At 60.8% G+C, this 22,288-nt stretch carries 19 protein-coding genes; 9 read left to right on the top strand and 10 right to left on the bottom strand.

Features of this window, described 5'->3' with window-relative positions:
• Positions 1-29: 29 nt before the first annotated feature.
• On the top strand, positions 30-599 hold the full coding sequence (locus AC1DA5_RS07870; protein ID WP_058236583.1) for a DUF3000 domain-containing protein: 570 nt from the start codon (positions 30-32) through the stop codon (positions 597-599).
• Positions 589-1,824 carry a ribonuclease D gene (locus AC1DA5_RS07865; protein ID WP_070726584.1) on the top strand — a complete coding sequence of 412 codons (1,236 nt, stop codon included), beginning with the start codon at positions 589-591 and terminating at the stop codon, positions 1,822-1,824. The genes AC1DA5_RS07870 and AC1DA5_RS07865 overlap by 11 nt, the downstream gene beginning before the upstream one ends.
• Here the strand turns inward: AC1DA5_RS07865 and dxs are convergent.
• Positions 1,797-3,686 (bottom strand): 1-deoxy-D-xylulose-5-phosphate synthase, encoded by a 1,890-nt coding sequence (gene dxs / locus AC1DA5_RS07860; protein ID WP_070726583.1) that lies wholly within the window; start codon positions 3,684-3,686, stop codon positions 1,797-1,799. The genes AC1DA5_RS07865 and dxs overlap by 28 nt on opposite strands.
• Before the next feature lie 95 nt (positions 3,687-3,781).
• On the opposite strand from dxs, the gene AC1DA5_RS07855 reads away from it, so the two are divergent.
• The 3 genes from AC1DA5_RS07855 (at position 3,782) to AC1DA5_RS07845 (ending at position 8,395) form a co-directional block, all read left to right on the top strand.
• Positions 3,782-5,782 (top strand): alpha/beta hydrolase family protein, encoded by a 2,001-nt coding sequence (locus AC1DA5_RS07855; protein WP_070726581.1) that lies wholly within the window; start codon positions 3,782-3,784, stop codon positions 5,780-5,782.
• Positions 5,779-7,611: a chloride channel protein gene (locus AC1DA5_RS07850; protein WP_070726579.1), complete on the top strand. Its 1,833-nt coding sequence runs from the start codon at positions 5,779-5,781 to the stop codon at positions 7,609-7,611. The genes AC1DA5_RS07855 and AC1DA5_RS07850 overlap by 4 nt, the downstream gene beginning before the upstream one ends.
• A gap of 91 nt (positions 7,612-7,702) precedes the next feature.
• The gene (locus tag AC1DA5_RS07845) at positions 7,703-8,395 is read left to right on the top strand and encodes a hypothetical protein (protein WP_141757317.1); all 693 of its coding nucleotides are present in this window, start codon (positions 7,703-7,705) and stop codon (positions 8,393-8,395) included.
• A gap of 6 nt (positions 8,396-8,401) precedes the next feature.
• Here AC1DA5_RS07845 and AC1DA5_RS07840 read toward each other — a convergent pair whose 3' ends face one another.
• The 3 genes from AC1DA5_RS07840 to AC1DA5_RS07830 all read right to left on the bottom strand — a co-directional run bounded on the left by AC1DA5_RS07840 (position 8,402) and on the right by AC1DA5_RS07830 (position 14,588).
• Positions 8,402-11,215 (bottom strand): aconitate hydratase, encoded by a 2,814-nt coding sequence (locus AC1DA5_RS07840; protein ID WP_480289800.1) that lies wholly within the window; start codon positions 11,213-11,215, stop codon positions 8,402-8,404.
• Between the two features lie 138 nt (positions 11,216-11,353).
• Positions 11,354-12,619 (bottom strand): class I SAM-dependent RNA methyltransferase, encoded by a 1,266-nt coding sequence (locus AC1DA5_RS07835; protein ID WP_070726575.1) that lies wholly within the window; start codon positions 12,617-12,619, stop codon positions 11,354-11,356.
• A complete protein-coding gene (locus AC1DA5_RS07830; protein ID WP_074026181.1) occupies positions 12,603-14,588 on the bottom strand; it encodes an APC family permease in 1,986 nt (661 codons plus the stop codon). Before AC1DA5_RS07830 ends, AC1DA5_RS07835 begins: the two co-directional genes overlap by 17 nt.
• Before the next feature lie 115 nt (positions 14,589-14,703).
• Here AC1DA5_RS07830 and AC1DA5_RS07825 point away from each other — a divergent pair, with 115 nt between their 5' ends.
• The 3 genes from AC1DA5_RS07825 (at position 14,704) to AC1DA5_RS07815 (ending at position 17,387) form a co-directional block, all read left to right on the top strand.
• Positions 14,704-15,354, top strand: coding sequence for a potassium channel family protein (locus AC1DA5_RS07825; protein WP_058236575.1), 651 nt, complete (start codon positions 14,704-14,706; stop codon positions 15,352-15,354).
• Entirely contained in the window at positions 15,355-16,065 is a 711-nt protein-coding gene (locus AC1DA5_RS07820; protein WP_058236574.1) for a potassium channel family protein, read from the top strand.
• A gap of 83 nt (positions 16,066-16,148) precedes the next feature.
• The gene (locus AC1DA5_RS07815; RefSeq protein ID WP_480289798.1) at positions 16,149-17,387 is read left to right on the top strand and encodes a 13E12 repeat family protein; all 1,239 of its coding nucleotides are present in this window, start codon (positions 16,149-16,151) and stop codon (positions 17,385-17,387) included.
• On the opposite strand, the gene AC1DA5_RS07810 is transcribed toward AC1DA5_RS07815, so the two are convergent.
• The 4 genes from AC1DA5_RS07810 to AC1DA5_RS07795 are packed head-to-tail and all read right to left on the bottom strand — an operon-like array spanning position 17,325 to position 19,340.
• On the bottom strand, positions 17,325-17,975 hold the full coding sequence (locus AC1DA5_RS07810) for a DUF3159 domain-containing protein (RefSeq protein WP_480289796.1): 651 nt from the start codon (positions 17,973-17,975) through the stop codon (positions 17,325-17,327). The genes AC1DA5_RS07815 and AC1DA5_RS07810 overlap by 63 nt on opposite strands.
• Complete coding sequence (locus tag AC1DA5_RS07805) at positions 17,972-18,373, bottom strand: DNA-binding protein (protein WP_227469303.1); 402 nt, start codon at positions 18,371-18,373, stop codon at positions 17,972-17,974. Before AC1DA5_RS07805 ends, AC1DA5_RS07810 begins: the two co-directional genes overlap by 4 nt.
• The gene (locus AC1DA5_RS07800; RefSeq protein WP_058236571.1) at positions 18,370-19,035 is read right to left on the bottom strand and encodes a DUF3710 domain-containing protein; all 666 of its coding nucleotides are present in this window, start codon (positions 19,033-19,035) and stop codon (positions 18,370-18,372) included. The genes AC1DA5_RS07805 and AC1DA5_RS07800 overlap by 4 nt, the downstream gene beginning before the upstream one ends.
• 2 nt (positions 19,036-19,037) lie before the next feature.
• On the bottom strand, positions 19,038-19,340 hold the full coding sequence (locus AC1DA5_RS07795; RefSeq protein WP_070726767.1) for a DUF4193 domain-containing protein: 303 nt from the start codon (positions 19,338-19,340) through the stop codon (positions 19,038-19,040).
• Between the two features lie 197 nt (positions 19,341-19,537).
• Between AC1DA5_RS07795 and sepH the strand changes: the two genes are divergently transcribed.
• Complete coding sequence (gene sepH / locus AC1DA5_RS07790; RefSeq protein WP_058236569.1) at positions 19,538-20,608, top strand: septation protein SepH; 1,071 nt, start codon at positions 19,538-19,540, stop codon at positions 20,606-20,608.
• On the opposite strand, the gene AC1DA5_RS07785 is transcribed toward sepH, so the two are convergent.
• Complete coding sequence (locus AC1DA5_RS07785) at positions 20,605-21,702, bottom strand: alkaline phosphatase family protein (protein WP_058236568.1); 1,098 nt, start codon at positions 21,700-21,702, stop codon at positions 20,605-20,607. The genes sepH and AC1DA5_RS07785 overlap by 4 nt on opposite strands.
• Entirely contained in the window at positions 21,692-22,237 is a 546-nt protein-coding gene (locus AC1DA5_RS07780; protein ID WP_058236567.1) for a DUF5998 family protein, read from the bottom strand. Before AC1DA5_RS07780 ends, AC1DA5_RS07785 begins: the two co-directional genes overlap by 11 nt.
• Positions 22,238-22,288 lie beyond the last annotated feature (51 nt).

Raw genomic sequence — 22,288 nt, 5'->3', positions numbered from 1 at the left:
CCACCGCTGCGCCCTCTTAGTGTGAAGGGGTGGGTGAGGAACAACTTCCTGAGGCGTTTGTCACAGCTTTATTGTCGCTTCGTGACGCACCGATCAATCCTCATGTGGAGATTGAAGAGGTGCCCGGTCCAAGCAAGCTGGCTCCGTGGACCGCTGCGCTTGCCATGCGAACCGTGCACCGCGCGCACGATCAATCCTTGGGATCAGGCCGATTCGTCATCCTGTTCGACCCGGACACGCAAGCAGGCTGGAACGGACAGTTCCGCCTTGTCGCTCAGCTTCGCGCCCAGATCGACCCCGAAATGGGCAACGACCCTATGATCGGTGAAGGCCTGTGGAACTGGGCGCACGACTGCCTCGAAGATGCGGGCGCTGGGTATCATGACATGACCGGCACCGTGACGCGGGAAGTTTCCGAATCTTTCGGGGGTCTCACGTTGCGCGGATCCACCTTGTACGTCGAACTGCGGGCCTCGTGGACTCCGTCGACTCCATATCTGGGCGAACACCTTGTAGCCTGGAATTCCCTGTTGTGCCACGTTGCCGGCGTTGAGTCAGATCAGTTTCTACATGAGGTTTTGAATACGGATGCTCGTTGATAATCCCGGCGGTCTGCCGCGCGGGAACACGGACGATCCCCCCACTGTCAGCCGTTTGCGCGACGGCGTTCCCTCAGTCATTGACACTACAGACGCCCTTGAGGGGGTTGCCGCTGAGTTGGGAGCCTCCACCCAGCCGGTCGCCCTCGATGTGGAACGTGCCCATGGCTTCCGCTATACGACGAACGCCTACCTAGTGCAGATCCGGCGCGAAGATGTCGGAACGTACCTGATTGATACGCATGCGCTGCCTGACCTGTCAGCCCTGGCACCGGCACTGGATGCCACGTGGATCCTGCACGACGCCAGCCAGGATCTGACCAATCTGCGTGACCTGAACCTGCACACCACTGACCTGTTTGACACCGAAGTTGCGGCACGCCTCATCGGATTGCAACGTTTCGGTCTGGCAGCCGTGTGCGAACAGGTACTGGGATTTTCATTAGCCAAGGACCATCAGGCATCCGACTGGTCGGTGCGACCGCTGCCCACCGACTGGCTGCGCTATGCCGCACTGGACGTGGAATTTCTGACAGAACTGTACCGGCGGCTCTCGATCACGCTGCACGACATGGATCGCTGGGAGTGGGCACAGGAGGAATTCGTCCACGTGCTGCACGCCCCTGCTCCGACTCCGAAGACGCATCACTGGCGCGGTATCAAAGGCCTGGGCAAACTGCGCTCCCGTCGAGCGCTGGCCGTTGCCCGCGAACTGTGGCTCACGCGTGAAGAGATCGCCCGCGACAAAGACCTGGAACGCACGCGCGTCGTCCGCAATTCTGACCTGCTGAAAGCCGCTCAGCGCCCACCGACCAATCGTCGCCAGCTGCGCTCACTGGATTCCTTCCGCTCTCCCATCACCCGTCCATATACGACGGACTTCCTCGATGCGATTGAACGCGCCAGGCGCATGCCAGAAGACCAGCTGCCACCCAAACGCGTTACACATCCTGCCGGCACGATTCCGGAAGCGCGCCTGTGGCAGCGTCTCGACGAACACGCACATGAGCGTCTGCTCGCGGTTCGTGAAGCGGTCGCCGGTGTTGCCGAACAGCTCGGGCTGGCACCCGAAGTTGTCCTGGAGCCGCGCGTGCAGCGTTTCGTGTGCTGGGCTCCCCTCAAGCCGCTCACCCCCGAGGCGCTCGATCAGCGATTGGACGAGGGCGGCGCACGCGCCTGGCAGCGTGAGCTGGTATCTCAGTGTCTGTTCGACGCTTTGAGGTAGTCGCGCACGCTACGCACGATGCCGGCAGCGTCCAGGCCGATCTCGTGCTGAATGTGAGCGCGCGAGTCGTGCGCGAGGAACTCATCGGGAATCCCCATCGGAATCACCGGCACATCTGTGTCCTGCGACAGTGCCCATCCGAAGCCTCCTCGCACGACGCCGTCTTCCACGGTGACAACCAGGTCATAGTCGCGGCTCATCGCCACCAGTTCATCGGGTACGGGCTGAATCCACGTCGGGGCAGCAACGCATACCGTCGCATCTGAGGCCAATTGCTTCGAGGCGTCAATCGCCTGGGCGACCATGGCGCCCAGGGCGACGATCAGGATTTTCGTTTCCCCGTCGCCTCCCTCGTGCACAATGTCGACCGGGCCGACGCTGCGCAGCGCAGGGATCGGCTGCGGCAGCGGGCCTTTCGGGTAACGCACCACGGTGGGAGCATCAGCAATGTCAATGGCGCGACGCAGCGCTGCCCGCAGAGTTTCCTCGTCACGAGGGGTCGCTATCTGCAGTCCCGGCACGATCGACAACAATGCGATATCCCACATGCCGTTGTGCGAGGGCCCATCCGCTCCGGTGATGCCGGCACGGTCAAGGATGAAGGTCACGCCCGCATGGTGCAGCGCCACGTCCATGAGGACCTGGTCGAACGCGCGGTTCAGGAACGTGGCGTACAACGCGACAACGGGGTGTGCACCCATGAAGGCCATCCCGGCTGCGCTGGTGACGGCATGCTGTTCAGAAATGCCGACGTCGATGACGCGGTCGGGGAATTCATCTGACAGCGGGCCCAGTCCCACCGGCAGTTTCATCGCTGCAGTAATGCCGACAACATCTTCACGTTCGCGGGCGATCTTCACGATTTCGTCGGCAAAGACGCTGGTCCACCCAAAGCGCGCGGGTTTGATCGGCAGGCCCGTTTCCGGGTGGATTTTGCCGACCGCATGGAAGCGGTCTGCGATGTCTTTTTCCGCCGGTCGGTATCCGCGCCCCTTCTGCGTGATGGCGTGGACAATGACGGCCTGGTGCAGGCTGCGCGCCCGCGTCAACGCGGTTTCCATCGCAACGATGTCATGCCCGTCGATCGGTCCCAGATACTTCAGCCCCAGATCCTCGAACATGACCTGTGGCGCCAACACGTCCTTGATTCCCACTTTCAGTCCGTGCAGCGCTTCGAAGGCAGCACGCCCAGGCTCCCCCATTCCCAGCAGTGTTTTCTTCGTCCATGACAAGGCGCGCTCATATTGCTCCGAGGTGCGCAGCGCATCCAGATGGTGCGCCATACCGCCAATGGTAGGAGCATAGGAGCGGCCATTGTCGTTCACCACGATGACGATGTTGCGGTGAGGTTGCTCAGCGATGTTGTTCAGTGCTTCCCATGCCATACCGCCGGTGAGCGCCCCGTCTCCGATGACTGCCACTGTCCAGGATGTATTCCCGGTGCGTGTCTTTTCGCGCGAAATGCCGTCAGCCCACGACAGCGCTGTCGAGGCGTGGGAATTTTCCACGATGTCGTGCTCTGATTCGGCGCGCGAGGGGTATCCGGACAGTCCCCCCGCCTCGCGCAGATGTGAAAAGTCTTTGCGCCCTGTCAGGAGCTTATGGACGTAGGCCTGGTGACCTGTGTCGAAGATCATTGAGTCGGTAGGTGAGTTGAAGATGCGGTGCAGCGCAATCGTCAGCTCCACCACACCCAGGTTGGGTCCCATATGCCCGCCCGTACGTGACACGGACGCAATGAGGTAACGCCTGATTTCGTCAGCCAAGTCAACGGCCTGCGACGTGGTCAGATGCTGGACGTCGTCAGGCCCGTCGATATGCGACAAAATCGGCAACTCGTCGGCACTGTCTGGAAGAACCATAGTTACGAGTCTAATGGTCCTCTCAAAGTCCGTTGGTTCCAGCTAGGATTGATATACGCGACAGACGCGCATATCCGAGTTGACAGAGGTTGCACATGTCCCCCTCAGTGAAGTCGTACGGCCAGTGGGAATCCCCGATCACGGGCGAGTCATTCACGGCTCGATTCGTGACGCTTTCTCAAGTACGCATCGATGGCGCCGACACGTATTGGGTAGAAGGCCATCCTACAGATAATGGGCGCAACGTTCTATTACGACGTAACGGCATGGGTCAGACGATGGAGCTCCTGCCCATGATTGACGGTGTGCGCCTACCCGATGTGCGCACCCGTGTCCACGGCTACGGTGGCCGCGCCTACGCCGTCCACGAGAACATCCTCGTTTTCTCCGACGGCTTTGATGACCGTGTCTACCTGTTCGATATGTCCGCACCCACCGTCGGCCTGACGGCACTGACCCCGATGGAAAAGAAGCGCTACGGCGACTTTGAGATTGACGAGGTTCGCTCCCTGGTCTACGCCGTATGTGAGGACCACACGGGACAGGGTGAACCGGTCAACACGATGGTGGCGATCCCTCTGGACGGCTCCGCGGCGCGCGATCCGAAGCCTATTCGCACCGTCTTTTCCGGCACCGACTTCTGCTCGGCACCCACGCTCTCCCCGGATGGGTCGAAGCTGGCGTGGCTGTCATGGAACCACCCGCACATGCCGTGGACTCAGTCCGTCCTGCACGTTGGCGCCCTCACGTTCGAGGGTGACATCGATACCCACGTCACGCTGGTGGACCGAGAAGGTGTCTGCGTCTATGAGCCTCGCTGGACTCTGCGCGGCGACCTGATCCACGTGGATGATTCCTCAGGATGGGCAAACCTGTACCGCACTGAAGGCTTCGAATGGCACGAGGACGAGGATGCCCACGCGTGGACGGATCGCCTGCGTACACGCGTCCTGCATCCCGGTCAGCGCGCGTTCTCACACCCCCACTGGGAACTGGGCCTGCACTCGTACGACAACCTGGATCATGAGCACCTGATCTGCTCCTGGTCGCAGGATCACACGTGGCACGTCGGCAGCGTGCGACTGGACAATGGCCTGCTGGAAGAATGGGAAACCGGATGGTGGCCCATCGGTAACGTCGCTTCCGACGAGGGGCGCGTCGTTTTCCTGGCCGACTCCCCTACGCACGCGCCAGCCATCGTCGAGATCACCGATTCGCACGCGCACGTGCTGCGCCCGTCCTCGGAAGCTGAGATCGCTGAGGAGATGATTTCACCTGCACAGACCGTGCGCTGGACGACCAGCGACGGCAATGAGGCAGACGGCTTCTACTACGCGCCGGTCAATCCCGACTTCACCGCACCTGACGGCGAACTTCCGCCACTGATCGTGTCCGCTCATGGCGGGCCGACCTCGTCAGCTCGCCCCGGCCTGTCCATTGCCCGACAGTTCTGGACGACTCGCGGCTTCGCATTCCTGGACGTGAATTATCGCGGATCCACCGGATCAGGACGCGAATACCGTGAGGCGCTCAACGGCCAGTGGGGCGTCATCGATGTCATGGACTGTGCTGACGGGGCGCGCTACCTGATTGACCAGGGCCTCGTTGATCCCGCACGAGTCGCGATTCGCGGCCATTCCGCCGGCGGTTTCACCGCCCTGTCAGCTCTGGCGACAACCGACGTGTTTACGGCTGGGACATCCTCCTCAGGTGTGTCTGACCTGCATCGCATGGCGCAGGAAACCCACAAATTTGAGTCCCACTACTTCTACACGCTTCTGGGCTCGGACAACTTGGACGATCCCGTGTGGACGGAGCGCTCTCCGATTTGCCACGTCCAGGACATTCACGCACCGCTCCTGCTTTTGCAGGGCACAGAGGACACGATCGTGCTGCCTTCACAGTCACGCAGCATTTACGATGCGCTTCGCGAACTGGATCGACCGGTCGCCCTCGTCGAATTCGATGGCGAAGGGCACTCGCTGCGTACTGCTGCCAGCATTGCGAAGGCCTGGGCGAGTGAGCTGGGTTTCTACGCGACAGTGTGGGGTTTTCACGCTGATGGTGCGGCTGAGATCAGCGTCACCACTCTATGAGCCGCGTGCGTGGAGCGATCAGTGCAATCGTCACTGATCACCGTTCAGCGTTCGCGGTAGTAGCCGGCATTGTCGGCGCAGTGGTGGGACTGGCAGCCGTCATCTTCAACTGGCTGATCGCCGTGTGGATGCGCGCCACCACCGGCGCTGCGGACTATTCGGTAACAGGCGGAGCACCCCACGGGTGGCCGGCGTGGACACACATCCTGATCATTGCCGTCCCCGTCGTGTCAGCACTCATGTATGGGCCGATGATCTGGCGATGGGCCCCCACGGCCAAAGGACACGGCATCCCTGAGGTCATGCTGGCGGTGCGCCGAAGGGGCGGCAAGATTCCTGGCCGCGTCGCGGTGGTCAAGTTGGTCTCCTCCGCCCTGACAATCGGTGGCGGCGGGTCGGCTGGCCGTGAAGGCCCGATCGTTCAGGTCGGTGCGTCCCTGGGGTCCACGATCGCATCGTGGGTGCGTCTTCCCACCACACGCGTCGTGGTGCTCGCGTCCTGCGGTGCTGCCGGCGGTATTGCCGCCACATTCCATGCTCCGCTGGCTGGTGCGATCTTTGCGCTCGAAGTGATTTTGGTGCGCTTTACCGCAGAGACATTCGGCTACGTCGTCATATCGTCTGTCATGGCATCGATCGTTGCCCGCGCACTTCAGGGGTCAGCGCCCCTGGTTGACCTGAACTACAGCGTGGACCTGGCTTCCTTGACTGACATAGGGTGGGCCGCCCTCGTCGGCCTGATTGCCGGCCTGTGCGGGCTGGCCTTTTCCAAATTGTTGTATGCGATGGAAGACTGGCTCGACTGGGGGTGGGAACGTCTCACGGCAGTTATCGCGTTTCCGCAGTGGTCTCGCGCAGCTCTCATGTCAGTCGTGCTGGGCATTGGCCTGTTTTTCTTCCCCGCCATGTACGGTTCGGGCTACCCGATCCAGCTCGAGGCTCTTCATGGCGCACTGCCCATCGCCACGCTGCTTGCGCTGGCTGTGGGTCGCATGATTTTCACGTCCTTCACGATCGGAATGGGCGGTTCGGGCGGCGTGTTCGCTCCGACGCTGTTCATTGGTGCAATGGTCGGCAGCGCGATCGGACATCTGATTGATCCGCTCACTGATTCGTCCATAGCGGTGTTCGGAGTAATCGGCATGGGTGCTGCCTTTGCTGGGGCTGCGCGTGCACCCATGACAGCGGTTCTGATCATCGTGGAGATGACGGACCAGTACTCGCTGATTCTTCCCATGATGCTGGCTGTCGTGATCGCAACAGGATGCTCACGGTTCCTGACACGCTCCACGATCTACACGGAAAAGCTGCGCAGGCGTGGCGATATCCTCGATGATCCCGTGTCCCACACTTTGCTGGGTGCCAACCCGGCCGGGGCGCTCATGCAGCCAGCTCCTGCCACTCTTAACCCATCAGACACCATCATGCGCGCGGTGTCCCGAATGCGCGAAGCGCACGCCCAGGCACTCCCCGTGGTCGATGCGGACGGCGTGGTGTCCGGTGTTGTCAGCGCCCTGGATATTGCCTCCTGGCGTGAAGAAGGGGTCGAGCATGACACCGCGTTGGAAGCTCTGCCGTTGCGACATGTGCACGTGGTTGACACGGATCTGCCGTCCACGGTCATGCGCGTGCTGACATCCAGTGGCGTCGAGGGGATTCCCGTCTTGCATGACGACGGGCAGGGTGCGCCCGCCCACATGGTCGGCTGGATCAGCGGGCGCGACCTGGTTGACCGTATGTATCGCGATCAACGGCGAGCGCTCGACGCACGTATCGAATCCTCTTTCGGTTCGCGGTGGCGTGAGCGTCATCCTCGTCGTCGTAGCTAGCGGGTAGACTGCTCCTATGCCAGCGTGGGCCATTGTGATACCGATCGCGTTCCTCATCGCGTGTATCTGTGCTGCACTCTGGCGTCATCATGTGGCACGTCTGCGTGCAACCACGCTTCCACTCACCCTGTACGCGCCGCTGGAACTGATCGCGTGCTACGGCGCGATGGTGCTGATTGGTGCGTGGGCTCTGTGGCGGGAACTCACCACTCAGTCACGCGTCGCGATCATCGCTGTGGCGCTGGGGTTGAGCGTGCTGGGGCTGGCTCTGCTCATCGTTGAAGTTCCGCGCAGGCTCTATCTGACGCCCGATTACCTCGCTGTGCGATCCGTGCGCGGCACGCGCACAGTTGAGCTGCTTGACATCGTGACGATTTCAATCCGCCCGGCACAGACTTCAACCTGTGTCACTGTGACGGATGTGCATGGTCGGCGCATCACGTGGCATGCAACCGGCATGATGGATGAAACATTCGTCGCATACATGCGCGAACTGGAGCGCCGTATCCGCAATGGCCGCATTCCCCTGCTGCACCCCACCCGACATCGGCCGGTCAATCCGTTGACGGCGCACGCATTGCAAGTCGTTGCCCGTGAAGCCGCTCACGACCCGAAGGTGCGTGAGCTTCTCACTCAGGCTTCAGTGTGCGTGGGCACCGACCCGGACCAGGCGCATATTCTCCTGCGCGATGCGGCCCGTGAGTGTGCGCGCTCGTGGCCGCTCGATTCGGAGCTTGGCGCCACGATCGTCGCACTGTCTCACCGGTATCCGCCCGGACAGTAGAAGCCTCTACTGCTGGGCAAGCTGACGCAACACATACTGCAGAATGCCGCCATTACGGTAGTAGGCAGCCTCTCCAGGCGTGTCAATCCGCACGACCGCATCGAACTCGATGGGGTCCGCACCCTCGCGGGTGGCACTGACATGCACTGTCTTCGGGATCGACCCATCATTGAGCGCGTCAATGCCGGTGATATCGACTACTTCCGTGCCGTCCAGACCCAGGGAATTACGATCTTCGCCCTCAGGGAACTGCAACGGCAGCACGCCCATGCCGATCAGGTTCGAACGGTGGATGCGTTCGAATGATTCGGTGATCACCGCGCGTACGCCCAGCAGCACTGTTCCCTTGGCTGCCCAGTCACGTGAGGAGCCTGATCCGTATTCCTTTCCGCCCAGAACCACCAGTGGCACACCTGCTTCGCTGTAGCTCATCGCCGCATCAAATACCGGCACGGTCGGCGCATCGTCCTTCGTGAAGTCGCGGGTGAATCCGCCCTCCACGCCGGGCACCATTTCGTTTCGGATACGAATATTTGCGAATGTGCCTCGGATCATGACTTCGTGATTACCGCGACGCGACCCGTAGGAGTTGAACTGCGAGCGTTCCACTCCTCGCTCAATCAGGTACTTGCCTGCCGGCGTATCCGGCTTGAAGGAGCCTGCCGGCGAAATGTGATCCGTTGTCACCGAATCGCCTAGCTTGAGCAGCACTCGCGCACCGTGAATATCCTCAACCGGAGCGGTCTCCATAGTCATTCCGTCAAAGTACGGTGGTTTGCGCACGTAGGTGGAATCTTCGTCCCATTCAAACGTGTCACCCTCGGGAGTATCGAGACCCTGCCAGCGGTGGTCACCAGCAAACACGTCCGCATAGTCCTGCTCGAACAGGGAGCGGTCGATACACGAGTTGATTGTGTCATCCACCTCTGCCGCATCAGGCCAGATGTCACGCAGGAACACGTCCTTGCCGTCCTGGTCCTGCCCCAGCGCTTCAGTCTCAAAATCGAAATCCATCGTACCGGCCAGCGCGTAGGCGATGACCAGCGGCGGGGATGCCAGGTAGTTCATCTTAACGTCGGGATTGATGCGACCTTCGAAGTTGCGATTACCCGACAGCACGGACACAACAGCCAGGTCATTGTCATTGACGGCCTTGCTGATTTCGTCCGGCAGCGGGCCGGAGTTGCCGATACACGTGGTGCACCCATAGCCCACCAGGTTGAACCCGAGTGCGTTGAGGTCCTCCCACAGTCCGGCCTTTTCGAAGTACCCTGTGACGACCTGTGAACCAGGGGCCAGTGAGGTTTTCACCCACGGCTTGGACTGCAGTCCACGCTTGACTGCGTTGCGTGCCAGCAGACCGGCCGCGATCATGACCGCCGGGTTGGACGTGTTGGTACATGAAGTGATTGAGGCGATCGCCACGTCACCGTGATCCAGTTTCGTTTCCGTCCCGTCCGCCAACGTGACATCCACGATGTGGTGCGGTCGGTCGTCGATTGTCGAAGCGATACGCGGTTCGTCATCGTCCTCATGGTCGAGGGCGTTCGGATCGACCGGATCTGATGCAGGGAAGGTGGAAGCCAGTGCCTCATCGAGTTCTGAAGCGGAGTGCTGTTCGTGTTCGCTGACATAGTTCGGCAGCGTGGCGCGGAATGATTCCTTGGCGGCGCTCAGTTCGATGCGGTCCTGCGGACGCTTCGGGCCGGCAATGGAAGGCACCACTGTGGACAGGTCGAGTTCCAGGTACTCGGAGTATTCTGCCTCGCGCGAGGGGTCGTGCCACAGCCCCTGTTCCTTGGCGTACGCTTCGACCAGTTTGAGCGTTTCTTCACTGCGTCCAGTCAGCCGCAAGTAGTCAACGGTGACGTCATCGATCGGGAAGATCGCGGCGGTTGAGCCGAATTCGGGCGACATGTTGCCGATGGTGGCTCGGTTTGCCAACGGCACAGCGGAGACACCCTGGCCGTAGAATTCAACGAACTTGCCGACCACGCCGTGTTCACGCAGCATCTGCGTGATGGTGAGGACGACGTCCGTCGCGGTCGCGCCGGAGGGGATCTCGCCGGAGAGTTTGAAACCGACGACGCGCGGGATCAGCATGGAAACTGGCTGGCCGAGCATGGCTGCCTCGGCTTCAATACCACCGACACCCCAGCCGAGTACGCCCAGACCGTTGACCATCGTGGTGTGGGAATCGGTGCCGACGCAGGTATCCGGGTAGGCGAGCGTGTCTTCGCCGTCCTGGCGTGTGAACACGGTGCGCGCGAGGTATTCGATGTTGACCTGGTGGACGATACCGGTGCCCGGTGGGACGACGCGGAAGTTTTCAAAGGCTCCCTGTCCCCAGCGCAGGAACTGGTAGCGCTCACGGTTACGTTCGTATTCCTTGTCCTGGTTGGCTTCGAACGCCTCCGGCGTGCCGTACACGTCGATCTGCACGGAGTGGTCAATAACCATTTCCGCTGGCGCCAGCGGATTGATTTTCGAGGGGTCGCCGCCCAGGTCCTCCACTGCTTCACGCATGGTGGCCAGGTCGACGACGCAGGGAACGCCGGTGAAGTCCTGCATGACAACGCGCGCAGGGGTGAATTGGATTTCGGTGCTGGGTTGTGCTTTCGGGTCCCAGCTAGCCAGCGCGTTGATCTGGTCGGCGGTGATGTTGACAGCGTCTTCGTTGCGCAGAAGGTTTTCAGCCAGGATCTTCAGTGAGTATGGAAGCCGGTCAAATCCGTCCACCGCATCGAGGCGGTAGATGGTGTACGTCGAATCATCCACTGTGAGCGTGGAGCGTGCATCGAAACTGCCTTGCAAAGCCATGTGATCCCCCTAATGTCTCGATATCAAGATATCAGAGGGCGGGGACGCTGCAAGGAGAACACGAAAATCACGCGCAGAGCACGCAGGAAATCGCAGTGTCGCGCGAAAAACCCGTCTGCGGCCACCGGGCCGAGAAACTCAGTCCTTCTCCAGCGCGGCGATAAATTCGACATGGTGAGTGTGCGGAAATAAGTCCCACTCTTCGAGGGAGGTCAGGCGGTATCCGCCCTCCGTCAAAGTCCGCAGGTCACGGGCACCTGCCGCCGGATCGCATGAAACGAGCACAATTCGCTCCGAACCAAGCGCGGCTACCGTCTGGCATACCTCGTCGCCCGCACCCGAGCGTGGCGGATCCATCACCACGACATCGGCATGTGACTGCAGCTCGTTGGACAGATCGAGGATCCCCTGATGATCAACATCCCCGATGAACGTTTCAACATGTGCCGCTCCCCCGAGGTTCAGCGCGGCATCTTCCACGGCACCGTCGTCACCCTCGAGCGACACGACGCGTCCGAACGCGCCCGCAAGCGAGCGTGTGAATAATCCGGCCCCCGAATACAGTTCCATTGCCGCACTGCCCTGGCCAGCCAGACGGCGTACAGCATCGGACAGGACCTGCGCACCGCGTACATGCGTCTGCCAGAAGCCCGAGGGACGGACGTTGAACGGTTCGGGATCGGGCTCCACGACCCACCGCAACTTTTCGCGGTCCAGTGGCTTGCCCTGCCCGTCGTACGTTCCCGACGGCGTCACCACGGCGATGTCACCGCCCGTTGAGGCGACTGCTCGCACACGATCACGCGGCCCCCACGCGGTCAGCCACCGTGAATCGTTCCCGTCAAACAGGCCGATCTCGCATAGTGCGTCTACGGCCAGCGGCATTGACTCTAATGCAACGACCTGGTTCGACCGGTAGCGCGACATGCCCAGCCTACCGTCCTTGTCAGCCACCAGCTCGATGCGTGTTCGCCTGTGCAGCAGTAAGTCGTCCGGATCCTCATCGCCCGGGCACGCCTGCACGTGGACGCCTCCGATCGAGTCGACGGCTTGTGCCAGGCCCTCTCCCCCGACGCGCCGGATCTGTCCACGCAGCACGTCTTCCTTCCAGGTGCGCTGGGCTGCGGGACGCACATGGCACAGTTCGGCTCCACCGATCTTTTCGCGAGCAGCCTGCGGCCATGCCGGCTCGACACGGTCAGGGCTTGCCTCGAGCACCTCGATTACATTGGCCCATGCAAGGCGCTTGCGGGTGGCACTCACACGTGCCACGACTTTCTCACCGGGCAGCCCATGTCGCACGAAAACGACGCGACCGTCGTCGTCTCGGGCGACGCATGCTCCACCGTGTGCAGGTTCTCCCAGCGTGAGCGTCAATTCTTCGCGATTACGAGGCGGAGTCATGAGGACCTTTCTGACGTGAACGGAACGGGTCGTTAATCAGCTGGCGTTTGATGGGCTGCTCACCCTCCACCTGGCTGTCTTCCCCAAGTTTCCATGGTACAAGAGTGAGGACTACGCCCGGAATCCGCAGCAGTGCCTGACGCAACCTCAGTGCCGTCTGATTGTGCAGCACATTTTCCCACCAGTGCGACACGAGGAACTGCGGCACGTACACAACCACCATTTCGCGAGGTGACCGGCGTCGCTGGGAACGCACGTGCTGGACGATGACCTGCGTGATATCCCGGTAAGGTGCTGACAGAATCGTCAGCGGGATCGGCAGGCCGGAGGCCCGCCACTGCCGGATGATCCGTTCTTCTTCAGCTTGGTCGGCAACCACACTCACCAGTTGCAGTGACGAGGGCGCCGTCGCGCGGGCAGTGGCAATTGCCCGCATCGTCACTCTGCTCATTGACGACACCAGCACTAATGCGTGCACGCGCGACGGAAGTGCGCGCCGAGTCGAGTAGTCCTCCACGCGCAGCTGCGTCGCAACGGTGTCGTAGTGATGGCGAATGGCACGTTGAGTCAGGAACACCAGCCCCATTAGCAGCAATGTGATCCACGCACCGCGGGTAAATTTCGTCACGAGTACGACGATCAGCACCGTTCCCGTCAGCACGAATCCGATCATGTTGACTAGCCGCGAGCGCAGCAGGGAGGCCCGCGAGTCGGCGCGCTGAGGATTGCGCAGTTTCGCATTCCAGTGGCGGATCATGCCCACCTGGCTGAGCGTGAAAGAGATGAACACGCCGACGATGTAGAGCTGGATCAGGTGGGTAACCTGCGCATCAAACGCGATGATCAGGACGATTGCTGCGGCCGACAAGGCAACGATGCCATTTGAGAATGTCAGCCGGTCTCCACGGCGGTACAGCTGACGCGGCAGGAACGAGTCGCGTGACAGTACCGAGGCCAAGGTTGGAAAACCGTTAAACGCCGTGTTGGCTGCCAGCACCAAAATCAATCCGGTCACAATCGTGATCAGGTAAAACAGGATCGATCCGTGTCCGAATACTGCTGAAGACAACTGGCCGATCACCGGGTCGAGCCTGACATCGCCTGCTGGCGCCCCGTTCAGACTCAGTTGTGTGGCCGGATCCTCCACGATTCTCACGCCGGTCGCCCTCGCCAATACGAGAATTGAAATCAGCATGGTGGCAGCGATCCCGCCGAGCATCGCGAGAGTTGTCGCCGCGTTACGGGACTTGGGGCGCTGGAATGAGGGCACGCCGTTGGAGATCGCTTCGACTCCGGTCAGCGCTGCGCAGCCCGAGGAAAATGCGCGCATCACCAGCAGCGCTCCGCCCAGTCCGACCAGGCCCGATACGTGAGAGGCCTGCGGGACAAGGTCATACATTGCCGAGGGTGCCTGACCGAGGTGGCCTGTGACCAGTTTGACCATGCCGACCGCGATGAGAATACCAATTGAAGCCATGTAAATGTATGTCGGAATAGCGAAAGCTGAACCTGCCTCGCGCATACCGCGCAGATTCAACAGGCACAGCACGATGACAACGGCCACTGCGATCGGCACTTCCTGGCCTGCCAGCTGTGGGATTGCGGCGGTCACGTAGCGCGCCCCTGAGGAGATCGACACCGCCACCGTCAGCACGTAGTCCACCAGCAACGCAGATGCGACGACCAGTCCCCACGACGGTCCGAGGTTCTTGGTCACGACTTCATAGTCTCCGCCGCCTGACGGGTAGGCGTGTACGGTCTGGCGGTAGGACAGCACGACGACCAGCAGCACTACCGCCACTGCCAGCCCCACCCACACGGATTGGGTTACTGCAACTCCTCCGGCGATTGCCAGGGTAAGCAGAACTTCATCTGGCGCGTAAGCGACGGATGAAAGCGCATCAGATGCGAAGATCGGCAATGCGATCCGTTTGGGCAATAACTGGTGCCCCATGGCGTCTGAACGCATGGGTCGCCCAATCAGTACGCGCTTGGCGCGAGAAAAAGCCTCCAACACGATGGTCTAGCCTACTACCCTTTCGACAGGAAAACCGAGTACCTTTGAACCTGTGCATTTCGTAATTATGGGATGTGGCCGGGTCGGCGCGTCGATCGCCTCGACACTTGATGAACAGGGCCATTCAGTTGCCGTCATTGATATGAACGCTCAGGCTTTCAGACGCCTGTCATCCGACTTTTCCGGTCGGCGTGTGACAGGCGTCGGCATGGATCGCGATGCTCTGCGTCAGGCGGGCATCAAGGATGCGTACGCTTTCGCCGCGGTCTCCAATGGCGACAATTCAAACATCATTGCGGCCCGAGTAGCTCGCACGACTTTCCATGTTGAGCGCGTGGTCGCACGCATCTACGACCCCTCGCGAGCCGCGGTGTATGAGCGCTTAGGCATCCCCACGGTAGCAGCGGTTCGCCGCACGTCCGAGGCTGTTCTGCGCTGGATGATGCCGCCAAATGCGCACGTGACCTGGACGCACTCGACCGGCTTGGTGTCGCTCGTGAACGTTATCCCAGACCCGTCGTGGACCTCCGTTCCGCTGCCAGTCGTTGAGGAACTGACCGGCGAGCGACTCGCCTTTGTGTCTCGGTTGGGCGTGATCCAGCCTGCGCGCAACGACCTCGTCGTTCAGGAACATGATGAGCTGATTTTCGCCGTGTCAGGCACAGATTCGCTTGCGCTGCGCAATGTGCTCACCTCTGCACCGAGATTGGAGAACTAGATGAAAATCGTGATTGCCGGTGCTGGCTCAGTGGGACGCTTCGTCGCCCTCGAACTTCTGGATCATGGCCACGAGGTCACCCTGATCGACAACAATCCTGACCAGATGCGTGTGGCAACTGTGGCTGATGCGGACTGGGTGCTGGCCGATGCGTGCTCACCGGACGTCCTCGCCGACGCGGGAGTGCGAGAAACCGATGTCCTGGTTGCCGCAACGGGCGACGACAAGGCGAACCTGGTGATCTCCCTGCTCGCGAAGACCGAGTTCGGCGTGCCGCGCGTGGTGGCCCGTATTAATCACCCGCGCAATGAATGGCTCTTCAACGAGGCGTGGGGTGTTGACGTGCCGGTGTCCACGCCGCGCATCATGACCGCCCTGGTTGAGGAAGCTGTTTCCGAGGGCGCTCCCATCCCGCTGTTTACGTTCAACAAGGCCAATGTTGCAATGTATGCGATTGTCCTTCCGGAGGATTCGCCCCTGGTGGGCGAGCGAATCGGTCAGGTTGACTTCCCTGCAGGAACGGTCCTGGCGGCGTTACTGCGCGACCAGATTCCTGTGAATCCACAACCTGACGACGTGTTCGAATCAGGCGATGAACTGTTGATGCTGGTGCCCGAAAAGCGCGGGAAACACTTGGAGCATTTGGGGACGCTGGTCAATGGCGTTGTGCCGGAGACCGGACAGGCTGATGCTCCAAACACCACAGCTTAATGTGAGGTACATCACTTTCATGGGCTGCTTGTGAGCCTGTGGATGGAACGCAGATGCCCGTGCCCACTGCCACAATAGAACACATGTTCGACATTGCGGTAAGTGCAGGAGATTGTGACACTCCTGAGGCCACGGCTCGTGAGCTGGTCAACGCTGCCCGCGACGCGGATCGTGCGGTGCGTGTGGCGCAGGCTCGGCGTGCCCAGATGGTTGTCCGCGCTGTTCTTGCCGTGAGTGAAGCTGTTGAAGGCGAACAGGACCTGGTGCAGCGAGCCGGTGAGGGCGTGCCTCGAATTGCCGAATTCGCACACCTTGAGCTATCTGCTGCGTTAGGGCTGTCCCCTGCCAAAATGCTCGATGAAATGGGAGCCTTACTTGACCTGAGTTTTAGACTGCCGTGCCTGTGGCAGCAAGTTGTCGCTGCAGAAGTTCCCGTGTGGAAAGCGATGACGGTCGCTGAACGCACGACGCTGCTCAGTCAGGCTGACTGCCGTCAGATTGACTGCTTCCTCGGGGCTATTGCTGCCTGGTCTCAGGCGCGCATCTGTCGACATGTTGACAACCTCATCGCCCGTATTAATCCCGATGAATTCGACGCGCAATGCGCGCGAGCGCAGTCCACGCGCCGCGTTCAGATCACGCATGAAGAATCCAGTTCCATCGCCTCTGTCGATGCCACACTCAGTGCGACTGACGCGATTGCACTGGACAATACGATCACGCGTTTAGCTGGATTGCTCGCAGATGCTGACGAACTCAGCATCGATGAACGACGCTCACAGGCGTTGGGTATCCTCGCAACGCCGCACTACGCGGCCAGGCTTCTGGACGAAGGATCCGCTTCGCGCTCACTCCAGCCTGCTGCCACTGTGATCGTCCACGTTGATGACTCCCCCGTCGCGCAGATTGACGGGCACGGCAGTGTCGGGCTGAAACAGCTGCGGCAGATGTTTGCTCACACTCGCGTCACGATCCGGCCCGTTCTTGATCCGCGGGCTCTCACGCCGATTGATCGCCATGATCCGTCTGGCGATATGCGACTGGCGCTCCAGACGCGCGAACCCTATGAAGTCTTCCCGTATTCGAATGTTCGCTCGCGAAGCTGCGATATCGACCATACCCAGGCGTTCGATCCAGATGGGCTATCCGGGCAGACGCGCCTTGACAACCTCGGTCCACTCTCGCGAAGCGTTCACCGCGCAAAAACACACGCCCACTGGAGGCTTGAGCAGGTCGCTACGGGGATTTATGAGTGGCACTCACCTCTGGGGTTCATCTACACCGTTGTCAACGGTCGAACGTTCTTCCACCGACGCGAGTGAGACGAAGGGCCTCAGCGTCATCCACGTAATCCAACATGCCACGGCGAACAGCGGCAATCCAAGTACGAGTTTCGCGACCCCCAGTGCAGCAATCTGACCTGCCCACCACAGGGGCACCTGCACTGCGAAGCGAATGAAGAACAGTGCGAACCACACCCACGTGAGCGTGGTGCATACACGGCGCGGCACTGCGCCTTTTTCCCAGAACATGTTCAACACAAGTTCGACCGCAGGACGCCGGAGCACGATCGACACGAGCAACGCCACACTCAGAACCGCTGCCGTGACGATACCCACGATGAAGAAATCCTGCCCTCGACCGGAGAACACCACCCACACGCACGACAGTGCAACGCCGATGGCACCCGACAGTGCCTGGGTGATCTGCTGGCCGGACACCAGGCGTGCAACGACGAAGAGGCCCGCGAGAATACCGGAGGCGATCAGCGGCCACGTCAGTTCGTGGGTCGCGATATACGTCGTGACAAAAACGATGATCGGAGCGACCGATTCAACGATACCCCGCCAGCCGCCCAACGCCGACCAGACAGAAAATTCCTCGTCCTGAAGCGAATCAACAACTCTCACGAATGTTCTCCAGCCAGCAGGCGGTACAGCGGGTCAGAAATCACGTAGATTCCGTGATCAACACCTACAGTTCCTTCGATTTCCACGTGGTGCCCCACGCGCAGGCCAGGGATCTCACACCGACCCAGCCACCTGATCACGATTGAACCGGTCCCGTCGAACAACGTCGCATCGAGCTGATCAGGACCCTCCTGCGGATACAGCGTCACCGATCTCAGAACACCCGAAATAACCACCTTTTCACGCGGACGCACGTCCTTGATCGGCACAGTGCCTCGCGAACGCTGAGAGCGCTGCTCATCATCGGCCTCAGTCGCTTCAGGGGTCGAAAAATGCCACGCGTCGCTCAATCTATGCCACCACGAGCGCTTCGGGAAAACCTCGCTCGGGTCACTCATTGCGGCACAATCGGCGCTTGAACGGCATTGTCAGGAACATGCATCGGCAGCAGGTCAAGGCGCGCGCGGGGACGGTCATCACGCTCAACCACGAGGCGATCAATCACCTTCTCAATTCCTTCGCCCGCTTCGCTTGACTGAGCTGCAGGCCCCAACACATCAATGCGCGCAAACCAGCGCGGACCCTCACGGCCAATGATGCGCATCCGTGACGTCGCTTTTGAACCATCCGGCAAGGTCACCGGCATGTCAGCCAGCAGCTCGGCGCCATAGCGCGTCTCAGCGTCCTCCACGCTGGCGCCGTTGGATGTCAGCGATTCACGAATCTCTTCGCGCACCTCGTCCCACACTCCACCGGAACGCGGAGCGGCGGCGATTGAAATCTGCAGGCCCGAATTGCCCAGCACGATCAACACGCGCAACACGGTGCGCTTGTCGTCAGCCAGCTGCGTGCGCAGCTGCATGCCCTTGATCGCCGGAATCTTCAGCGCACCCAGGTCGACATACCCTTGGGAGACGTCCACGTCCTCGGCAGTGCGCGGACCTGGCTCATCCCAGATCTCCGCGTCATCACCGGCCTGCCGCTTGTCCTGTGACTCGTCGTGTGCGTGCTGTTCGACCTGCTCTTCATCATCGCGACGTCGACGTTTCAACCAGCCCATAGCTACCCAGCACACTCCGTGCACACAGGCTGACCGTTGTCATCAACATAAGCCAGCTGCGATGCGTGATGGACCAGGAAGCAGCTCGTACACGTGAACTCATCATCCTGGCGAGGAACCACATGCACAGTCAGTTCTTCTTTCGACAGGTCGGCGCCCGGCAGCTCAAAATTCTCCGCCGCCTCGTTTTCGTCCTCGTCTACCTCATTCGAACCGGCGTCCTTGCGGCGAGCCTTCAATTCTTCGATGGAATCTTCCGCCACATCGTCGTCGTTTTTACGTGGGGCATCGTAGTCAGTTGCCACGGTTCCTCCTCCTCGCACAGCCTGCGGGTCAAATCTTGCTCAGCGCAGGGATAGTAACACTCATTGCGCTTCTGCGCATTATGGCGTCCATACTGACACTGTTTTATTCCGATCGTTTACTAGACACGCGCGCCAAGCGCCACCGATCTTCACTCTTCTTTGAGACGATTTCAATCAGATGTATTCGGGAGGTTTTCATGATCGATCTTGAGCTGCTCGGTGTCGGCAGTGACAATGAATCGCTGATTTTCACCGACGCAGACGGTGAACGTTACCGCGTGGCAGTCACTGACGAATTGCGCGCGTCAGTTCGCCGTGGACGTCCCCGAGTTGAACCCATCCAATCCAGGGCTCTGCGTCCGCGTGACATTCAGGCACTCCTGCGCTCAGGCATGTCAGCATCAGAAATCGCCACTGAATACGATACGGATATCGCGCTGATTGAGCGTTTCGAAGCACCGATCGACGCAGAAAAAGCGTGGGCCATTCAGCGTGCACGCGAATCGCATGTGGGTGGCGAAAAGGATTCACCTCTGATGGGTGACCTCGTTGTCGACCGCTTGGCGGCTCGCGGAGTGGATCCCGAATCAATCATCTGGTCAGCCAGGCGTGAGCAGGACGGCCCGTGGGAAGTCTTCGTGACGTTCATTCAGGGCGCAGCCGAACACGCCGCACATTGGCGCATGGATCATTCCGAATCCAGCGCGGAAGCAATCGATCAGGAAGCCCGGTGGCTCACCGAGAACGCCACTCCATCTTCCCCTGTCTCTGCTGTCTTCACTCCCCTGCATCCCGAAGATGACAGCGAGCCGGCTCCCACGCCGGTCAATGACGAGCTGCTCGACCAGCTCAACGCTCAGCGCGGCAAGCGTCAGGAAATTGTGATCGACGGTGAAGGTGACGACACTGAGGATCCAGATGAGCGCGTCCAGCGCGATTCACTGTCAGCGCGCATTTACTCCCTGGCTCGCTCACGCACGCACACGACAGAACCCGAACCGATGGAGACCGGAGTGATCGACCCCCACGATGATGACATCGTGACCGAAACACCCGAAGAAGAGGCACCCTCGACGGCGCCGGGGACCTCCCGGGATCTGTGGAGTTCCGTGATGGCAACGCCCACCGCCGAACAGCCCGACGAGCCGGAAACCTCGGCGCTTCCCGGCATGGAAGACCTTGAGCCCAAGGCTGAAGCACCAAAGAAAAACACGCGTCGCCGCTCGGTACCCAGTTGGGATGAGATCGTTTTCGGCTCAAAATCCTAAGCGAGGCGCACGACCGGCACCATCATTTCAGCCTCGGTCATTGACCCATGCACCCCGATCAGCGCCATTGCGCCCTCACTTTGCACACGAGAATCCACGATGCCGTACCTGCCGCGCGACATCACCATCGCATCACCGACAACCTGCACGCCTGGCCCCTCACCTATCACGCCTGGTAACGCGTCCGCCGGCACGATCCAGGCACGCTCACCCAGATACTCCTCCCACCGGACGAGGACTTCCGCGGCTCGACCCGGCTGCGCGTGCAGGTGAACCGAGCGTGTTTCACCCGTGATCAGCTCGACCCCCTCGCGCAATTCAGGCGTGTGCGCCACGTCGATCAGATCATCGGGGTGCACATCCACCATTCCGTGATCAGCGGTGAGCATCACGGCGATTCGATCGGCCGAACGCATATGAGAAATGCGCGTCAGCAGATGCCCGATACCCGCATCGAACTCTTCAAGCGCGCGGCGCCACTGCTCGGAATTGACGCCATGCCTGTGGCCCTCGTGGTCGATATCTGACCAGTAGAAATAGACGATGTGGGTGCCTGCCTGCAGTTCGCACATTGCAGCGTCAATGCGCTCCTGCATCGATACCGCGCCCACATGACGCGCCCCGCGCAACGCGGCCAGAGTCAGACCTGAGCCGGCAAAGCTCGGAGGTGAAATCACAGCTGAGGACACTGAGCGATCTGCCAGGCGCTCGAAATGGGTGGGTACTTCCTGCCAGACTGTCGGATCCGGTCCGTTCTCGAAGGCCAGCAGATTCATTGCCCTGCCCCGATACGCCACCGAGTATCCCACCATACGCGTGGCGCCAGGGAGCGCTCCCGTCGCGAATGAGGTGATCGCTGCGGCTGTTGTCGAGGGAACAGTGGTGAAAGCCTGCTCGATCTCATCGCGGTATCCGCGCAGCACGCTCGCATGGCCGAAGTGATCCGCCAGCGGCACCGCCCCCAGACCATCAGCCAGGATCACCACCATCTGCTCATACGACCGTCCCACACCGTCGATCCACCGGCCCAAGACGTCAGTGATGCGCAGATCGCTCGGACCAGGCAGGTGCGGGTCGCCCTCGTTAATGCGCATGATTCTCCTTGATGACCTGGAGTGTCGCGTCGACGAATCGTTCAGCATTGGCGAGGGCGGCCTCGCCATCAGCGGCGGCCGAAAAACGCATCGAGAAATCCTCCGGGAAGGTGTGGACGGTGAAGCCGTGGTCAGCGGTGCACTGCGGGTCATCGCACTGGTTGAGCTCCACTTCACCGCGACGCTGGCTGCCGCAGTTGATCGCCATGGTCAGCTCGCTCAGCTGACTGCCGCCATCATGGATCGCGTCGGTTACAACCTCAGTGAGTGAAGCTCCGTGGATGCGAGTGGTCGGGGTGATGATCGTGTTCGTCATGGCGCCACCCCGGTCCAGTTCGTCAACGTGGATCTGGATCAACGTGGTCGGTGTCAGAACGGCAACCGTGAGGTGGCGGAACATGCTGGAACGGTCAAACGCCGCCTCCAGCTGAGACACCATAGCCAGCGGTTCTTCGTCGCCGAGAACGCGATCCAAGGCGCGTATCACGAGGGACGGATAGAAGCCGTGCTGCCGGATTGAAGCGTGTGTGTCCATTCTCCAATTGTGCCTTGTTGCGGCGTGGGAAGCGTCTTTCCACAGGTGGTT

This window comes from Pauljensenia sp. C0254C2 (assembly GCF_056583835.1).
Note: the sequence above shows the minus strand (reverse complement) of the source record. Positions and strands in the feature narration are given on the sequence as shown.